Origin of the sequence: Lentzea albidocapillata subsp. violacea (genome assembly GCF_900100275.1) — a bacterium.
In the GTDB taxonomy this organism is placed as follows: Bacteria; Actinomycetota; Actinomycetes; order Mycobacteriales; family Pseudonocardiaceae; genus Lentzea; species Lentzea violacea.
In genome coordinates this window covers 410,123-425,032 of sequence record NZ_FNET01000004.1, presented here as the reverse complement: position 1 = coordinate 425,032, position 14,910 = coordinate 410,123, and the positions used below count along the sequence as shown (strand labels likewise).

The 14,910-nt window shown below is 69.1% G+C and carries 16 protein-coding genes; 12 read left to right on the top strand and 4 right to left on the bottom strand.

Features of this window, described 5'->3' with window-relative positions; translation table 11 throughout:
• Positions 1-56: 56 nt before the first annotated feature.
• Entirely contained in the window at positions 57-422 is a 366-nt protein-coding gene (locus BLR21_RS12435; RefSeq protein WP_256334647.1) for a VOC family protein, read from the top strand.
• 13 nt (positions 423-435) lie between these two features.
• On the opposite strand, the gene BLR21_RS12430 is transcribed toward BLR21_RS12435, so the two are convergent.
• Complete coding sequence (locus BLR21_RS12430) at positions 436-846, bottom strand: B-4DMT family transporter (RefSeq protein ID WP_143027694.1); 411 nt, start codon at positions 844-846, stop codon at positions 436-438.
• Positions 847-881: 35 nt separating this feature from the next.
• On the opposite strand from BLR21_RS12430, the gene BLR21_RS12425 reads away from it, so the two are divergent.
• From BLR21_RS12425 to nusB, 3 genes are read left to right on the top strand one after another with little or no spacing between them, the layout of a single operon-like run.
• A complete protein-coding gene (locus tag BLR21_RS12425) occupies positions 882-1,958 on the top strand; it encodes a M24 family metallopeptidase (RefSeq protein WP_090005963.1) in 1,077 nt (358 codons plus the stop codon).
• 31 nt (positions 1,959-1,989) lie between these two features.
• Positions 1,990-2,559, top strand: coding sequence for an elongation factor P (efp, locus tag BLR21_RS12420; RefSeq protein ID WP_030481806.1), 570 nt, complete (start codon positions 1,990-1,992; stop codon positions 2,557-2,559).
• The gene (nusB, locus tag BLR21_RS12415; protein WP_090005962.1) at positions 2,559-2,978 is read left to right on the top strand and encodes a transcription antitermination factor NusB; all 420 of its coding nucleotides are present in this window, start codon (positions 2,559-2,561) and stop codon (positions 2,976-2,978) included. The genes efp and nusB overlap by 1 nt, the downstream gene beginning before the upstream one ends.
• 51 nt (positions 2,979-3,029) lie before the next feature.
• Here nusB and BLR21_RS12410 read toward each other — a convergent pair whose 3' ends face one another.
• Positions 3,030-3,659, bottom strand: coding sequence for an HD domain-containing protein (locus tag BLR21_RS12410; RefSeq protein WP_090005961.1), 630 nt, complete (start codon positions 3,657-3,659; stop codon positions 3,030-3,032).
• Between the two features lie 12 nt (positions 3,660-3,671).
• A complete protein-coding gene (locus BLR21_RS12405; RefSeq protein WP_090005960.1) occupies positions 3,672-4,373 on the bottom strand; it encodes an SDR family oxidoreductase in 702 nt (233 codons plus the stop codon).
• Positions 4,374-4,461: 88 nt separating this feature from the next.
• On the opposite strand from BLR21_RS12405, the gene BLR21_RS12400 reads away from it, so the two are divergent.
• Positions 4,462-5,271, top strand: a complete 810-nt coding sequence (locus BLR21_RS12400; protein WP_276526490.1) for a sigma-70 family RNA polymerase sigma factor — start codon at positions 4,462-4,464, stop codon at positions 5,269-5,271.
• A 115-nt stretch (positions 5,272-5,386) separates the two neighbouring features.
• On the opposite strand, the gene bldD is transcribed toward BLR21_RS12400, so the two are convergent.
• Positions 5,387-5,875 carry a transcriptional regulator BldD gene (gene bldD, locus BLR21_RS12395; protein WP_030471611.1) on the bottom strand — a complete coding sequence of 163 codons (489 nt, stop codon included), beginning with the start codon at positions 5,873-5,875 and terminating at the stop codon, positions 5,387-5,389.
• A gap of 257 nt (positions 5,876-6,132) precedes the next feature.
• On the opposite strand from bldD, the gene pyrR reads away from it, so the two are divergent.
• The 7 genes from pyrR to pyrF are packed head-to-tail and all read left to right on the top strand — an operon-like array spanning position 6,133 to position 14,616.
• Positions 6,133-6,705, top strand: coding sequence for a bifunctional pyr operon transcriptional regulator/uracil phosphoribosyltransferase PyrR (gene pyrR / locus BLR21_RS12390; RefSeq protein ID WP_030481810.1), 573 nt, complete (start codon positions 6,133-6,135; stop codon positions 6,703-6,705).
• Complete coding sequence (locus tag BLR21_RS12385; RefSeq protein ID WP_090005958.1) at positions 6,702-7,634, top strand: aspartate carbamoyltransferase catalytic subunit; 933 nt, start codon at positions 6,702-6,704, stop codon at positions 7,632-7,634. Before pyrR ends, BLR21_RS12385 begins: the two co-directional genes overlap by 4 nt.
• Positions 7,631-8,911: a dihydroorotase gene (locus BLR21_RS12380; RefSeq protein WP_090005957.1), complete on the top strand. Its 1,281-nt coding sequence runs from the start codon at positions 7,631-7,633 to the stop codon at positions 8,909-8,911. Before BLR21_RS12385 ends, BLR21_RS12380 begins: the two co-directional genes overlap by 4 nt.
• The gene (locus tag BLR21_RS12375; RefSeq protein WP_090005956.1) at positions 8,908-9,396 is read left to right on the top strand and encodes a PH-like domain-containing protein; all 489 of its coding nucleotides are present in this window, start codon (positions 8,908-8,910) and stop codon (positions 9,394-9,396) included. Before BLR21_RS12380 ends, BLR21_RS12375 begins: the two co-directional genes overlap by 4 nt.
• Entirely contained in the window at positions 9,363-10,505 is a 1,143-nt protein-coding gene (gene carA / locus BLR21_RS12370) for a glutamine-hydrolyzing carbamoyl-phosphate synthase small subunit (protein ID WP_090005955.1), read from the top strand. Before BLR21_RS12375 ends, carA begins: the two co-directional genes overlap by 34 nt.
• On the top strand, positions 10,505-13,807 hold the full coding sequence (gene carB / locus BLR21_RS12365) for a carbamoyl-phosphate synthase large subunit (protein WP_090005954.1): 3,303 nt from the start codon (positions 10,505-10,507) through the stop codon (positions 13,805-13,807). The genes carA and carB overlap by 1 nt, the downstream gene beginning before the upstream one ends.
• A complete protein-coding gene (pyrF, locus tag BLR21_RS12360; protein WP_090005953.1) occupies positions 13,804-14,616 on the top strand; it encodes an orotidine-5'-phosphate decarboxylase in 813 nt (270 codons plus the stop codon). Before carB ends, pyrF begins: the two co-directional genes overlap by 4 nt.
• Positions 14,617-14,910: the final 294 nt, after the last annotated feature.

The following is a 14,910-nucleotide window of genomic DNA, read 5'->3' as shown; positions in this document are numbered from 1 at the left end:
CTGCTGAAGGCCGTGGTCCATTCGTTGACACGTAAGGGAAACCGTTGCTCCACCACGTGGAACTGTGGGTCCCGGACCTCGCCCGCGCCGAGGCCACGTTCGGGTGGATCCTCACCGAACTCGGCTGGACCGAACACCAGCGCTGGGCCGCCGGGGTCAGCTGGAAACTCGGCGAGACCTACGTCGTGGTCGAGCGGTCCCCGGCCATGACCGGTCCACACGATCGGATGAAAGCGGGCCTGAACCACCTCGCGCTGCACGCCGGAACCCGGGAGGACGTCGACCGGCTGACCCGGGAATCCGAGGCGAACGGCTGGCGGCTCATGTTCGCGGACAGGCATCCTCACGCGGGCGGATCGGACCACTACGCGGCGTTCCTGGAGAACGAGGACGGCTTCGAAATCGAGCTGGTAGCCGGCTGAACGTTGCTCACCGTCAGCTCCGCGGACTGGCCGGGTCCTTCTTCGCCAGGAACCCGCCCAGCAGCATCCCGAGCCCGGCGGGCGCGAGCACGAGCAACGCCGTGAACGCCGCTCCACCGGTCAGCGCCACCCACAGCGCCTCCTGCCCGGTCTGGTCGACCAGCAACGCCGACCCGATCACGCCCAGCGCACCCGCGAACGGGCCCGCGATCAGCGACGCGATGAACCACTGCATGCCGCGCCCGTCCAGCTCGCGCAGCGCGTCGACGGCGCCCCAGAGGACCGCGGCGACGATCAGGAGCCCCAGCGCGATCGGCCGGATCGACGAGGCCTCGGGGCTGCGCACGCCCACAGCCGCCACGCCGGTCTGCACGGCTCCATGCAGGAGCCCCATCCACAACGCACGGACGAACCAAGGACGCATGCGGACAGCTTAGGACTGGCCGTACGCTGCGAGACATGTCGTCGTACGCCGCACGCCGAAACGCACTGCGCCAAGCGCTCCAGGCCACGAACCTGGACGCGCTCCTCGTGACGAACCTGCTGAACGTCCGGTACCTGACCGGGTTCACCGGATCGAACGCCGCCGTCCTGATCGACGCGAGCGGCGACGACACCTCGGTGTTCTGCACCGACGGCCGTTATCTCACCCAGTCGGCGAAGCAGGTGCCGGACCTGGAACGGCTGATCGACCGGCCGTGCGACACCGCGCTCGCGGGCAGGGCGAAGGGCAGGCTCGGGTTCGAGAGCCACCACGTCACGGTCGACGGCCTGGACGAGCTGGCGGCGGCCGCCGCCAAGGCGGAGCTGCACAAGGCCGGTGGCCTGGTGGAGAAGCTGCGGCTGGTCAAGGACGAGGTCGAGATCGAGGCGCTGCGGATGGCGTGCGCGGCGGCGGACCGCGCGCTCGCGGCGTTGATCGGGCACGGCGGTCTGCGAGCCGGCCGCACCGAACGCGAGGTCGCGCGCGAGCTGGAGAGCCGCATGCTCGACCACGGCGCCGAGGGGCCGTCGTTCTCCTCGATCGTGGCGTTCGGCGCGAACTCGGCCGTGCCCCACCACTCGCCGACGGACGCGACGCTGCACACCGGCGACCTCATCAAGCTCGACTTCGGCGCGCTGGTCGACGGCTACCACTCCGACATGACCCGCACGCTCGTGCTCGGCAAGCCCGCGGACTGGCAGCGCGACCTGTACGACCTGGTCGCGCGCTCGCAGGCGGCGGGCCGCCACGCGCTCGAGCCGGGCGTGAAGGTGAGCGACGCCGACCACGCGTCACGCGAGGTGATCGAGAAGGCCGGGCACGGGAGCGAGTTCCTGCACGGCCTCGGTCACGGGGTCGGGCTGGAGATCCACGAGGCACCGGCGTTGTCGAAGGCAGGTGCCGGTACACTTTCGGCCGGTATGGCGGTCACCGTCGAGCCCGGCGTCTACTTGTCGGGGCGTGGCGGGGTCCGCATCGAGGACACCCTCGTGGTCCGCGAAAGCGGGCCGGAGCTCCTCACCCTGACCACGAAGGAACTCGTGGTCGTCTGACACCCCCGTCCTACACAGGAGAAATCCCACCGTGGCCACCACGAACGACCTGAAGAACGGCCTGGTGCTGAACCTCGACGGCCAGCTCTGGACCGTCACCGCGTTCCAGCACGTCAAGCCCGGCAAGGGTGGCGCCTTCGTACGCACGACCCTCAAGCACGTGCTGACCGGGAAGGTCGTCGACAAGACCTTCAACGCGGGCACCAAGGTCGAGACCGCCACCGTGGACAAGCGCGGCATGACCTACCTGTACAAGGAAGGCACCGACTTCATCTTCATGGACGGTGACACCTACGACCAGATCCCGGTTCCGGCCGAGACCGTCGGTGACGCCGCGGACTACATGCTGGAGAACCAGGAAGCGATGGTCGCCACGCACGAGGGCGTCCCGCTGTTCATCGAGCTCCCGACGTCGGTCGAGCTCGTCATCGAGCACACCGACCCCGGCCTGCAGGGCGACCGCTCCACCGGTGGTACCAAGCCCGCCCGCCTCGAGACCGGCGCCGAGATCCAGGTCCCGCTGTTCGTCACGACCGGCGAGAAGATCAAGGTCGACACCCGCGACGGCCGCTACCTCGGCCGCATCAGCGACAAGTCCTGATGGGTGCTCGGAGCAAGGCCCGCAAGCGCGCGGTCGACTTCCTCTACGAGGCCGACCTGCTGGGCAGCGACGCAGTGACGCTGCTGGCCTCGCGCGTCGGGTCCCCTGACGTCCCGCCGGTGAACGACTACACCGTCACGCTGGTCGAGGGCGTCACCGCGCACCGCTCGCGCATCGACGACCTCATCTCGGAGCACGCCGAGGGCTGGACCCTGCAGCGCATGCCCGCAGTCGACCGCGCGATCCTGCGCCTCGGCCTGTACGAGCTGCTGTGGGCGGCCGACGTGCCGGACGCGGTCGCCATCGACGAGGCCGTGGAACTCGCCAAGGGCCTGTCCACGGACGACTCGCCGCGGTTCGTGAACGGTGTGCTCGGCCGGATCGCGGTCATCGCGGACCAGCTGCGCGCCGTCCTGTAGTTCTGCTTCCGAAGGGGGCCACGTTCAACGGCGAACGTGGCCCCCTCGGTGTCAGCTCCGGGCCCAGCCGCGCCGCTCGCCCTCGTCGATCAGGTGCAGCGCCGCCTGCCACAGCGTCGTCGAGCCCTCGCCGATCACGGCCTTGCGAGCGCGCACGTCCTGCGCGGTCACGCCCGGCGTCCGCCAGGTCCCGCCCTTCGCCATCCAGTTGAGCAGCAACGGCTGCAGCCGGTCCATGGCCTTCGCGAACCGCGCCTCCGGCGTCTCCCGCGCCTCGAACTCGTCCCACAACGCCCGCATCGCGCGGCCGGCGTCCTCGGGCAGGATGCCGAACAGCCGGTCGGCGGCGGCCTCCTCGCGTTCCTGCTGGCTCTCGCCCAGCGCGGTGTCGTAGATCGGCGTGTCACCCGCGTAGATCTCGACGAGGTCGTGCACCACCACGAGCTTCATCGTGTGGCCGACGTCGATGGGTTCGTCGGCGTACTCCGCAAGCGTCATGACCATCAGTGCGAGGTGCCACGAGTGCTCGGCGTCGTTCTCGCGCCTGTCCGCCGCCGCGAGAGGTGACGCGCGCAGCACGGTCTTGAGCCGGTCGACCTCGATGAGGAACGTGAGGTGCTCACGCAGCCGGGAGTCCACACCGGACGGCAACGGGTTCTGATCAGCGAGAAGTCCTGTCACGTTGCCAGGACACTACCGCTCGGCCAGGAACTCCTCCCACGTGCGGGTGCCGCGGTCGCCGTCCAGCGTCAGGTTCCTCCCGCCCCGGTACGCCTTCCCGGCCTGTCCCGGCAGCCGCACCGGCACCGTGAGCCGGCGCTTGCCCGCGACGGTCAGGTAGCCGCGCACGAGTTCCCGGAGATCGAAGTCGGCGGGCCCGGCCAGGTCTGGAACCCGGCCTGCGGGCCGTCCCAGCGCCAGTCCGGCGATCCGTGCGGCGACGTCGCGAACATCCACCGGCTGCAGCCGCATCCCCGGCACCGGCACGACCGGGAGCTTCGCGAGGCCGCGCACCATCGTCAGCGTCAGGTCGTGGAACTGGGCCGCGCGCAGGACTGTGAACGGGATACCCGATGCCTCGACCGCCTCCTCGCACGCGTGCTTGGTGCGCAACCAGGCCAGCGGCACGGTGTCGGCGCCGATCACCGAGATGTACACGAGGTGCCGGACGCCCCGGCAGGCCGCGAGCAGGTTGCGGGTCGCGACGTCGTCACCCTTCTGCCCGCCGGCGAGGTGCACCACGACGTCCGCCTCGATCGGCGGGACGTCACCGAGCAGGTCGCAGGCGATGTCGCCGTGCCTGCTCAGCACCACCACGTCCGCTCCGGCTTCGCGCAACAGCGGAACCACGTGCCTGCCGAGTGTGCCGGTGCCGCCGGTCACGAGGATCTTCATGATTACCCTCCCGAATGAGTCGTCGCCCTCTCGACCCGGCGGCGCCGCAGAACGTGACAGGGTGTGTGCCAGGCCACAGGGGGAAGCTTTGATCGCGCAGTTCGAGCAGGAGCGCACGCGCCTGCGCGCCATCGCCCACCGCATGCTGGGGTCGTTCGCCGAGGCCGACGACGCGCTGCAGAACGCCTGGCTGCGCGTCGAACGCGCCGACCCGGCAGAGGTCGAGAACCCGGCCGCGTGGCTCACGACCGTCGTCGGGCGGGTGTGCCTGAACATGCTGCGCGACCGGCGGGAGCATGCGTTCGAGATGCCCGACCCCGTGATCGAGACGGGGGAGCAGCCCGAGCAGCAGGCCGTCGCGAAGGACCAGGTCGGGCTCGCGATGCTGATCGTGCTCGACTCGCTCAAGCCCGACGAGCGGCTGGCGTTCGTGCTGCACGACATGTTCGCCGTGCCGTTCGACGACATCGCGCCGCTGATCGACAAGACCCCGGCGACGGCCCGGCAGCTGGCGTCCCGCGCCCGCAAGCGCGTGCAGGACCGGCCTCAGCCGAACGTCGACCTGCCGAAACAGCGCGAAGTGGTGCAGGCGTTCCTCAGGGCGTCCCGCGAGGGTGACCTGGAAGGCCTGGTCGCGGTGCTGCACCCGGACGTCGTGCTGCGCGCGGGCGCCCTGGAGGTCATCGGCGGACGCACCGTCGCCGGCCGGGCCAGCCTGTTCCGCAAGTTCGCGGCCATGGCGGCCGTCGAGTTCGTGGTCATCGGCGGCGAGGCCGGCTTCGTCACGCGGATGGACGGTGTGCCGTTCTCGGTCATGGCCTTCACCGTGCGCGACGGGCGGATCGCCGCGATCCACGTGATCCAGGACCGGGAGCAGCTGGCAGCGCTTGTTCCGTGAGACCCGGCGGTCACGCTGAGTACCTCCGCCGGAAAAGCAGCAGTGGCTCGCCCGACGTCCTCAGGGCGACTGGCAGGACGTCAGGGAGCCACTGCTCCGGAAGTGGAAGTGGAGTTCAGTCTTCCTTGGCGGGACGGGCCTCGGGAGGCAGCACACCCCAGTCGATCAGCTGCTCGGTGAGCTCGCCCGGCGTCATGTCGTAGATGATCGCGAGCGAACGCAGGTCCTCGGTGCGGATGGAGAGGACCTTGCCGTTGTAGTCACCGCGCTGCGACTGGATGGTCGCGGCGTAGCGAGCCAGCGGGCCGACCTTCTCGACCGGCAGCTGCTGCAGCCGTTCGAGGTTGATCACGATCTTGGTGGCGGGCTCGGCACCGGAGGGCACGCGGCCCTCGGGCAGCAGTTCGGCGACGGGAACCCCGTAGAAGTCGGCCAGCTCGGCCAGCTTCTGCACGGTCACCGCGCGGTCACCGCGCTCGTAGGAGCCGACGACCACGGCCTTCCAGCGACCGCCGGACTTCTGCTCGACGCCGTGCAGGGACAGACCCTGCTGCTGGCGGATAGCGCGGAGCTTGGCCCCCAACGCCTTGGCGTAGTCGCCCATGTGGCGGTTCTCCGTTCATTCGCCCCGTCAGCAGTACACGCGTGCCGCGGGGAGGCTTAGATCGATACGCAGAGTAATGATTACTCGCCGTGGTCGGCAGGTCAAGCTGATCTCGGGGAGAGACGCGCGCCACGCCTGGCCTACCACCCGGATGGTTGACCGCCCGTAGGTGATACCGTGCAGGTCAGCCTAGTTGTTACCAGGTGTCCGACGTCCTTTAAGGACCCGTCCAGTGAGGCGGGGAAGGAGGTCCAGCCGTGGCGTCACGTCAACGTGGCGCGACGGATCCGGCCGGGGATCGCGAGATTCTTTCGGCCGGTGACGTCGCGCGCACTGTCGCCCGAATGGCCCATCAGATCATCGAGAAGACCGCTCTCGATGCACCCAGCGCACCCGACGTCGTCTTGATGGGTATTCCCAGCCGGGGAGCCCCCCTCGCCCGACGTCTAGCCGCTAAGATCGCCGAATTTTCCGGCCGGACGGTGCACGAGGGCACGCTCGACATCACCCTCTACCGCGACGACCTGCGCCGAGGCCCCACGCGGCCTCTGGAGGCGACGAAGCTGCCCGAGGGCGGCATCGACGACAGGCTGGTCGTGCTCGTGGACGACGTGCTGTTCTCCGGCCGCACCATCCGCTCCGCCCTCGACGCCCTGCGCGACCACGGCCGGCCCCGCGCCGTCCAGCTCGCCGTGCTGGTCGACCGGGGCCACCGCGAGCTGCCGATCCGCGCGGACTACGTGGGCAAGAACCTGCCGACGTCCAAGACCGAGGACGTCGTCGTGATGCTGGAAGAGTTCGACGGTCGCGACGGAGTGGTGCTGAAGTGAAGCACCTGCTCTCCACCGACGGCCTCGACCGCGACCAGGCGATCGCGATCCTCGACACCGCGGACAGGCTGAAGCAGGCGCTGCTCGGCCGCGAGGTCCGCAAGCTGCCGACGCTGCGCGGCCGCACGGTGATCACGATGTTCTACGAGAACAGCACCCGCACCCGAGTCAGCTTCGAGATCGCCGGCAAGTGGATGTCCGCCGACGTGATCAACGTCAGCAGCTCCGGTTCCAGCGTCAGCAAGGGCGAGTCGCTGCGCGACACCGCGCTGACCCTGCAGGCGGCGGGCGCCGACTGCGTGATCGTGCGGCATCCCGCATCCGGTGCGGCACACCGGCTCGCGGGCTGGCTCAAGCACACGAACACGTCCGTGGTGAACGCCGGCGACGGCATGCACGAGCACCCCACGCAGGCGTTGCTCGACGCCGCCACGCTGCGCGACCGCCTCGGCAGCCTCGACGGCCGCCGCGTCGCGATCGTCGGCGACGTCCTGCACAGCCGGGTCGCCCGCTCGAACGTGCACCTGCTCACCACGCTCGGTGCCGAGGTCACGCTGGTCGCCCCGCCGACCCTGCTGCCCACCGGTGTCGAGAAGTGGCCGGTCACGGTCTCGCACGAGATCGACTCCGAGCTCGCCTCGCAGGACGCCGTGATGTTGCTGCGCGTGCAGGCCGAGCGGATGACCGGCGGGTTCTTCCCGAGCTCGCGCGAGTACTCGATCGCCTACGGCCTCAACGAGCGCCGCCTGAAGCTGCTGCCAGAGCACGCCGTCGTGCTGCACCCCGGCCCGATGCTGCGCGGCATGGAGATCGCCTCCGTCGTCGCCGACAGCCCGCAGGCCGCCATCACCGAGCAGGTCCGCAACGGTGTCCACGTGCGCATGGCCGTGCTGTACCACCTGCTTGCCCACGAGGAGGAAACCGCGTGAAACCCTTGCTACTCAAGGGAGTACGGCCCTATGGCGAGGGTGAACCGATCGACCTGCTGATCCGCGACGGCGTGATCGCGGAAGGTACGGACGAGAACGCCGAGATCATCGAAGGCAACGGGGCGGTCCTCCTGCCCGGTTTCGTCGACCTGCACACCCACCTGCGGGAACCCGGCCGCGAAGACACCGAGACCATCGAGACCGGTTCACGTGCCGCCGCTCTCGGTGGCTACACGGCCGTCTTCGCCATGGCCAACACCGACCCGGTCGCCGACAACGCCGTGATCGTCGAGCACGTCGCCCGTCGCGGCCAGGAGGTCGGCCTGGTCGACGTCCACCCGGTCGGCGCCGTCACCGTCGGTCTCAAGGGCGAAAAGCTCGCCGAGCTCGGCACGATGGCGAAGTCCAAGGCGAACGTCCGCGTCTTCTCCGACGACGGCCACTGCGTGCACGACCCGCTGATCATGCGTCGCGCGCTGGAGTACTCGAAGTCCCTGGGCGCCGTCATCGCCCAGCACGCCGAGGAACCGCGCCTCACGGTCGGTGCCCAGGCGCACGAGGGTGAGAACGCGTCCAGGCTCGGCCTGCAGGGCTGGCCGGCGGCGGCCGAGGAGTCCATCGTCGCCCGTGACTGCATCCTCGCGAAGCAGGTCGACGCGAGGCTGCACGTCTGCCACGTCAGCACGACGGGCACGGCGGACGTCCTGAAGTGGGCCAAGGCGCGCGGTACCAAGGTCAGCGCCGAGGTCACCCCGCACCACCTGATCCTGACCGACGACCGGCTCAGCACCTACGACCCGGTCAACAAGGTCAACCCGCCGCTGCGCACGCAGGCCGACGTCGACGCGCTGCGGCAGGCCCTGGCGGACGGCACGATCGACTGCGTCGCCACGGACCACGCCCCGCACGCGGTCCAGGACAAGGACTGCGAGTGGTCGGCGGCCCGTCCGGGCATGCTCGGCCTGCAGACCGCGCTGGGCATCGTCGTCGAGACCATGGTGAAGACCGGCCTGCTGGACTGGCGCGGCGTCGCGCGGGTGATGAGCGAGAAGCCCGCCGAGATCGCCGGCCTGACCGACCAGGGCCGTCCGATCGCGGTCGGCGAGCCAGCGAACCTCGTGCTGGTCGACCCGGACGCGTCGTGGACGGTGCACGGCGCGCAGTTCGCGAGCATCGCGGGCAACACCCCGTTCGAGGGCATGGAACTGCCCGCGGCGGTGACGGCCACCATCTTGCGTGGCCGGGTGACCTCGGTGGCGGGGAGGATTGCGGAATGACTCGGATCCTCCTGTCCCTGGCGGTCTTCGTCTTCTTCGCCCTGTGCGTCTACGGCATGTGGCACGGCTGGAAGCGACGCCAGCGCAAGCAGGCCGACCTGCCGGCGTTCCCCTCGACGCCGGCCGCGCTGGGCACGCCGAAGCTCGCCACCACGGGCGTCTACATCGGAACGACGAACGCGGGCAACTGGCAGGACCGCATCCAGGTCGGTGACATCGGCCACCGCGCCGAGGCCACGCTGAGCCTTGTGCCGGAAGGCATCGCGATCGACCGGACCGGCGCCTCGCCGCTCTTCATCCCCGCCGGGTCCATCCGCGACGCCCGCACCGACCGGGGACTGGCCGGGAAGGTCATGTTCAGCGAGGAAGGCCTCCTGGTGGTCCAGTGGGAGCACGAAGGCCACCTCTTCGACACCGGTTTCCGCGGTGACGACAAAGACGTGTACGACGAATGGGTTGCAGCTCTAGTGGGAGGCAAGGCGTGACGAACGCGGCATTGGTGCTGGAAGACGGACGTGTCTTCTGCGGTGAGGCGTACGGAGCGACCGGCGTCTCGCTCGGCGAGGTCGTGTTCTCCACGGCCATGACCGGGTACCAGGAAACCCTGACGGACCCCTCCTACCACCGCCAGATCGTGGTGCAGACCGCGCCGCAGATCGGCAACACCGGCTGGAACGACGAGGACGACGAGTCGAGCAGGATCTGGGTCGCCGGCTACGTGGTCCGCGACCCCGCGCGCACGCCGTCGAACTGGCGGTCCAAGCGCGGCCTGGACGAGGAGCTGACGAACCAGGGCATCGTCGGCATCGCGGGCCTCGACACCCGCACCCTGACCCGCCACATCCGCGAGCAGGGCGCCATGCGCGCCGGGGTGTTCTCCGGTTCCGGCCTCACCGACGACGCGTCGATGGTCGAGCAGGTCAAGGCCTCCGCGCAGATGGTCGGCGCGAACCTCGCGGTCGACGTCACCACTTCGAAGCCGTACGTCGTCGAGGCCATCGGTGCGAAGAAGTTCACTGTCGCGGCGCTCGACCTGGGCATCAAGTCGAACACCCCGCGGATGATGGCGGCGCGCGGCATCGAGGTGCACGTGCTGCCGCTCACGAGCTCCTTCGAGGACATCCTGAAGGTCAGCCCGGACGGCCTGTTCCTCTCGAACGGCCCGGGCGACCCGGCCACGCAGGACCACGCCATCGCGCTGACAAAAGAGGCGCTGGGCCGCAAGCTGCCGCTGTTCGGCATCTGCTTCGGCAACCAGATCCTGGGCCGCGCGGTCGGCCGCGGGACGTACAAGATGCGTTACGGCCACCGCGGCATCAACATCCCGGTCATCGACGTGGCCACGGGCAAGGTCGCCATCACCTCGCAGAACCACGGGTTCGCGCTGGAAGGCACGCCGGGCGAGGAGTTCTCCTCCGAGTTCGGCCGCGCCGTGCTGTCGCACTACTGCCCGAACGACGGCACCGTCGAGGGCGTCCGGCTGCTCGACGCGCCGGCGTTCTCCGTGCAGTACCACCCCGAGGCCGCGGCCGGTCCCCACGACGCCGCGCCCCTGTTCGACGAGTTCGTGACGCTGATGAATGAGGCCCGCTGATGCCGAAGAGGACTGATCTCAAGCACATCCTGGTGATCGGCTCCGGTCCGATCGTCATCGGTCAGGCGTGCGAGTTCGACTACTCCGGTACCCAGGCGTGCCGCGTGCTGCGCGAAGAGGGCATCCGGGTCAGCCTGGTGAACTCCAACCCGGCGACGATCATGACGGACCCGGAGTTCGCGGACGCCACCTACATCGAGCCGATCACGGCCGAGTTCGTGGAGAAGGTCATCGCGCAGGAACGCCCGGACGCGATCCTGGCGACGCTGGGCGGCCAGACCGCTTTGAACACGGCCATCGCGCTGCACGAGCGCGGTGTGCTGGAGAAGTACAACGTCGAGCTGATCGGCGCGGACATCGACGCCATCCAGCGCGGCGAGGACCGGCAGATCTTCAAGGACCTGGTGCGGGGCATCGGTTCCGAGGTCCCGCGCTCCGCCGTCTGCAAGTCGATGGACGAGGTGCGCAAGACCGTCGCCGACCTCGGCCTGCCGGTCGTGATCCGGCCCTCGTTCACCATGGGTGGCCTGGGTTCCGGCATGGCGTACACGGCGGAGGAGCTGGAGCGCCTCGCGGCGATCGGCCTGGAGGAGTCTCCGGTCACCGAGGTGCTCATCGAGGAGAGCGTGCTCGGGTGGAAGGAGTACGAACTCGAGCTGATGCGCGACCGCAACGACAACGTCGTCGTCATCTGCTCGATCGAGAACATCGACCCGATGGGCGTGCACACCGGTGACTCGGTGACGGTCGCGCCCGCGATGACGCTGACCGACCGCGAGTACCAGCACATGCGCGACGTCGGCATCCAGGTCATCCGCGAGGTCGGCGTCGACACCGGCGGTTGCAACATCCAGTTCGCGATCCACCCGGACACCGGCCGCATGGTCGTCATCGAGATGAACCCGCGCGTCTCGCGGTCGTCCGCCCTGGCGTCCAAGGCGACGGGCTTCCCGATCGCCAAGATCGCCGCGAAGCTCGCCATCGGCTACACGCTCGACGAGATCACCAACGACATCACGGGGGAGACCCCGGCGTCGTTCGAGCCGTCGCTCGACTACGTGGTTGTGAAGGCGCCGCGGTTCGCCTTCGAGAAGTTCCCCGGCGCGGACCCGACGCTGACGACGACGATGAAGTCGGTCGGCGAGGCCATGTCGATCGGCCGGAACTTCGTGGAGGCGCTGGGTAAGGCGCTGCGTTCGCTGGAAACGAAATCGGTCGGTTTCTGGACGCAGCCGGACCCGGAGGGCGCTACTCTGGAGTCCACTCTGAAGCAGTTGGAGCGCGGCCACGACGGGCGCCTCTACACGGTCGAGCGTGCTCTTCGACTCGGTGCGTCCATTGAGGACGTGTACAACGCGTCGAAGATCGATCCGTGGTTCATCGAGCAGATCGCCTGGCTCGGCACGTTGCGGCAGGAGCTGCTGGACGCTCCCGTCCTCGACGAGCCGTTGCTGCGCAAGGCGAAGCGCGCTGGGCTCTCCGACCGCCAGATCGCCGCGTTGCGGTCCGAGCTGGCCGGTGAGGACGGCGTGCGCACGTTGCGGCACCGCCTGGGCGTGCGTCCGGTCTACAAGACGGTCGACACGTGCGCGGCGGAGTTCAAGTCCGAGACGCCGTACCACTACTCGGCGTACGAGCTGGACCCGAACGCCGAGACCGAGGTCGCGGAGCAGCGGGAGAAGCCCAAGGTGCTCATCCTGGGCTCCGGGCCGAACCGCATCGGTCAGGGCATCGAGTTCGACTACTCGTGCGTGCACGCGGCCATGGCGTTGCGGGCGGCCGGGTACGAGACCGTGATGGTCAACTGCAACCCGGAGACGGTGTCGACGGACTACGACACCTCCGATCGCCTGTACTTCGAGCCGCTGACGTTCGAGGACGTGCTGGAGGTCGTGCACTCCGAGCAGCGCTCCGGCACCGTCGCGGGCGTGATCGTCCAGCTCGGCGGCCAGACGCCGCTGGGCCTGGCGCAGCGCCTGGCCGACGCCGGTGTGCCGGTCGTGGGCACGACGCCCGAGGCGATCCACCTCGCCGAGGACCGGGGCCAGTTCGGCAAGGTGCTGGGCGAGGCCGGCCTGCCCGCGCCCAAGTTCGGCACGGCCACGTCGTTCGACGAGGCGAAGGAGATCGCCGACGAGATCGGCTACCCGGTCCTCGTGCGACCGTCCTATGTGCTCGGCGGGCGCGGCATGGAGATCGTGTACGACGAGGAGTCGCTGTCGGGCTACATCGCCCGCGCGACCGAGGTGACGCCCGAGCATCCGGTGCTGGTCGACCGGTTCCTCGACGACGCCATCGAGATCGACGTCGACGCGCTGTGCGACGGCGAGGAGGTGTTCATCGGCGGCGTGATGGAACACATCGAGGAAGCCGGCATCCACTCCGGCGACTCGTCGTGCGCGCTGCCGCCGATCACGCTCGGCGCGTCGGACATCGAGAACGTCCGCCGCTCCACCGAGGCCATCGCGCGTGGCATCGGCGTCAAGGGGCTCCTGAACGTCCAGTACGCGCTCAAGGACGACGTCCTGTACGTCCTGGAGGCAAACCCGCGTGCGTCGCGCACGGTGCCGTTCGTGTCCAAAGCGACGGCGGTGTCGATGGCCAAGGCCGCGTCCCGCGTGATGCTCGGCGCCACGATCGCGGAACTGCGCGTGGAGGGCCTCCTGCCGGCCACCGGTGACGGTGCCCGGCTGCCCGAGCACGCGCCCGTCGCGGTGAAGGAGGCGGTCATGCAGTTCCACCGCTTCCGCACGCCCGAGGGCCACGGCGTCGACTCGTTGCTGGGCCCGGAGATGAAGTCCACCGGCGAGGTCATGGGCATCGACTCGTCGTTCGGCAAGGCGTTCGCGAAGTCGCAGACGGCCTCCTACGGCTCGTTGCCGACGTCGGGCAAGGTGTTCGTGTCGTTCGCGAACCGCGACAAGCGCGCGATGATCTTCCCGGTCAAGCGCCTCGCGGACCTCGGTTTCCAGATCCTCGCGACCTCAGGCACCGCGGAGGTGCTGAAGCGCAACGGGATCGCGTGCACCGAGGTGCGCAAGCACTTCGAGGGCGAGGGCAACGTCGTCGACATGATCCTGGCCGGCGAGATCGACATGATCTTCAACACGCCCTACGGCAACAGCGGCCCGCGCATCGACGGCTACGAGATCCGCACCGCCGCCGTGGCGAAGGACATCCCTTGTGTCACCACGATCCAGGGCGCTGCCGCGGCCGTGCACGGCATCGAGGCACTCATCCAGGGTGACATCGGGGTCCAGCCGCTGCAGGCCCTCCAGGCCGCCCTGCGGGGTGACGCGTGACGTTCGGCGAGAAGCTCGCGAAAGCCGTTGCGGCGCACGGACCCCTGTGCGTCGGGATCGACCCGCACCCGAGCCTGCTGGACGCCTGGGGCCTCTCCAGGACCGCCGAGGGCCTCGAACGGTTCGCCCTGACCGCCGTGGAGGCGTTCGGCGGCAGGGTGTCGATGGTGAAGCCGCAGGCGGCGTTCTTCGAGGCCTACGGGTCGCGGGGCGTCGCCGTGCTGGAGCGGGTGATCGCGGAGCTGCGCGACTCGGGCACGCTGGTGCTCGTGGACGCCAAGCGCGGCGACATCGGCTCGACCATGGCCGCCTACGCCCAGGCGTACCTGGGCGACGGCTCACCGCTGGCCGGTGACGCGGTCACGCTCTCACCGTTCCTCGGTTTCGGGTCGCTGCAGCCCGCCCTCGACACGGCGCGGGAGACGGGCAGGGGCGTGTTCGTGCTCGCCCTCACGTCCAACCCGGAGGGCGCGCAGGTCCAGCGGGTGGTTGCTCCGGACGGGCGAACCGTGGCGCAGACGATCATCGATTTCGCCGCGGCTCGAAATTCAGGCATTTCCCCGTGCGGCGATGTCGGTCTCGTCGTGGGCGCCACGATCGGGGAAACGGATGTAGACCTCAGCCGGTTCAACGGACCGATCCTGGCCCCCGGTTTCGGCGCTCAGGGTGGCTCCGTGGCTGATCTGAAACGGCTCTTCGGACCCGACATGCGCAACGTCTTTCCGACTTCTTCACGAGATGTTCTCAAGCATGGCCCCGACGTATCGTCGCTGGTCAGCGCCGTGCAGAGGGTCCAGCAGAGCCTCTGAGGAGGGGCGCGCCGCATCTTTTGGGGTGTGGCGCGCTCACCTGGGCAAACATGTGTTGGTAGGGTCCACGACACCGGCTGCCCCGCTGGTCACCGGCCTCATAGCACACCTAGAGTGGGCGACGAGTTGCCGGAGGGCAGTGATCAGGCCGCCGGAGGGTGTTTGGTACTACTACCACCCGCCGCATCACTCATGGCCGCTGAAGATTTACCTGACTGGGTCACGTTGTACTCAGGCAATTGCGGTCGGTATGTTCGCGGCACCGATCCGAAAAGAATCCACACCACGGAGGAA

Bases quoted from the DNA above. Each gene is read 5' to 3' on its own strand.
- BLR21_RS12430 (WP_143027694.1), bottom strand. From the start codon at position 846: ATGCGTCCTTGGTTCGTCCGTGCGTTGTGGATGGGGCTCCTGCATGGA.
- BLR21_RS12425 (WP_090005963.1), top strand. From the start codon at position 882: ATGTCGTCGTACGCCGCACGCCGAAACGCACTGCGCCAAGCGCTCCAG.
- nusB (WP_090005962.1), top strand. From the start codon at position 2,559: ATGGGTGCTCGGAGCAAGGCCCGCAAGCGCGCGGTCGACTTCCTCTAC.
- BLR21_RS12405 (WP_090005960.1), bottom strand. From the start codon at position 4,373: ATGAAGATCCTCGTGACCGGCGGCACCGGCACACTCGGCAGGCACGTG.
- bldD (WP_030471611.1), bottom strand. From the start codon at position 5,875: ATGGGCGACTACGCCAAGGCGTTGGGGGCCAAGCTCCGCGCTATCCGC.
- BLR21_RS12375 (WP_090005956.1), top strand. From the start codon at position 8,908: ATGACTCGGATCCTCCTGTCCCTGGCGGTCTTCGTCTTCTTCGCCCTG.
- carA (WP_090005955.1), top strand. From the start codon at position 9,363: ATGGGTTGCAGCTCTAGTGGGAGGCAAGGCGTGACGAACGCGGCATTG.
- carB (WP_090005954.1), top strand. From the start codon at position 10,505: ATGCCGAAGAGGACTGATCTCAAGCACATCCTGGTGATCGGCTCCGGT.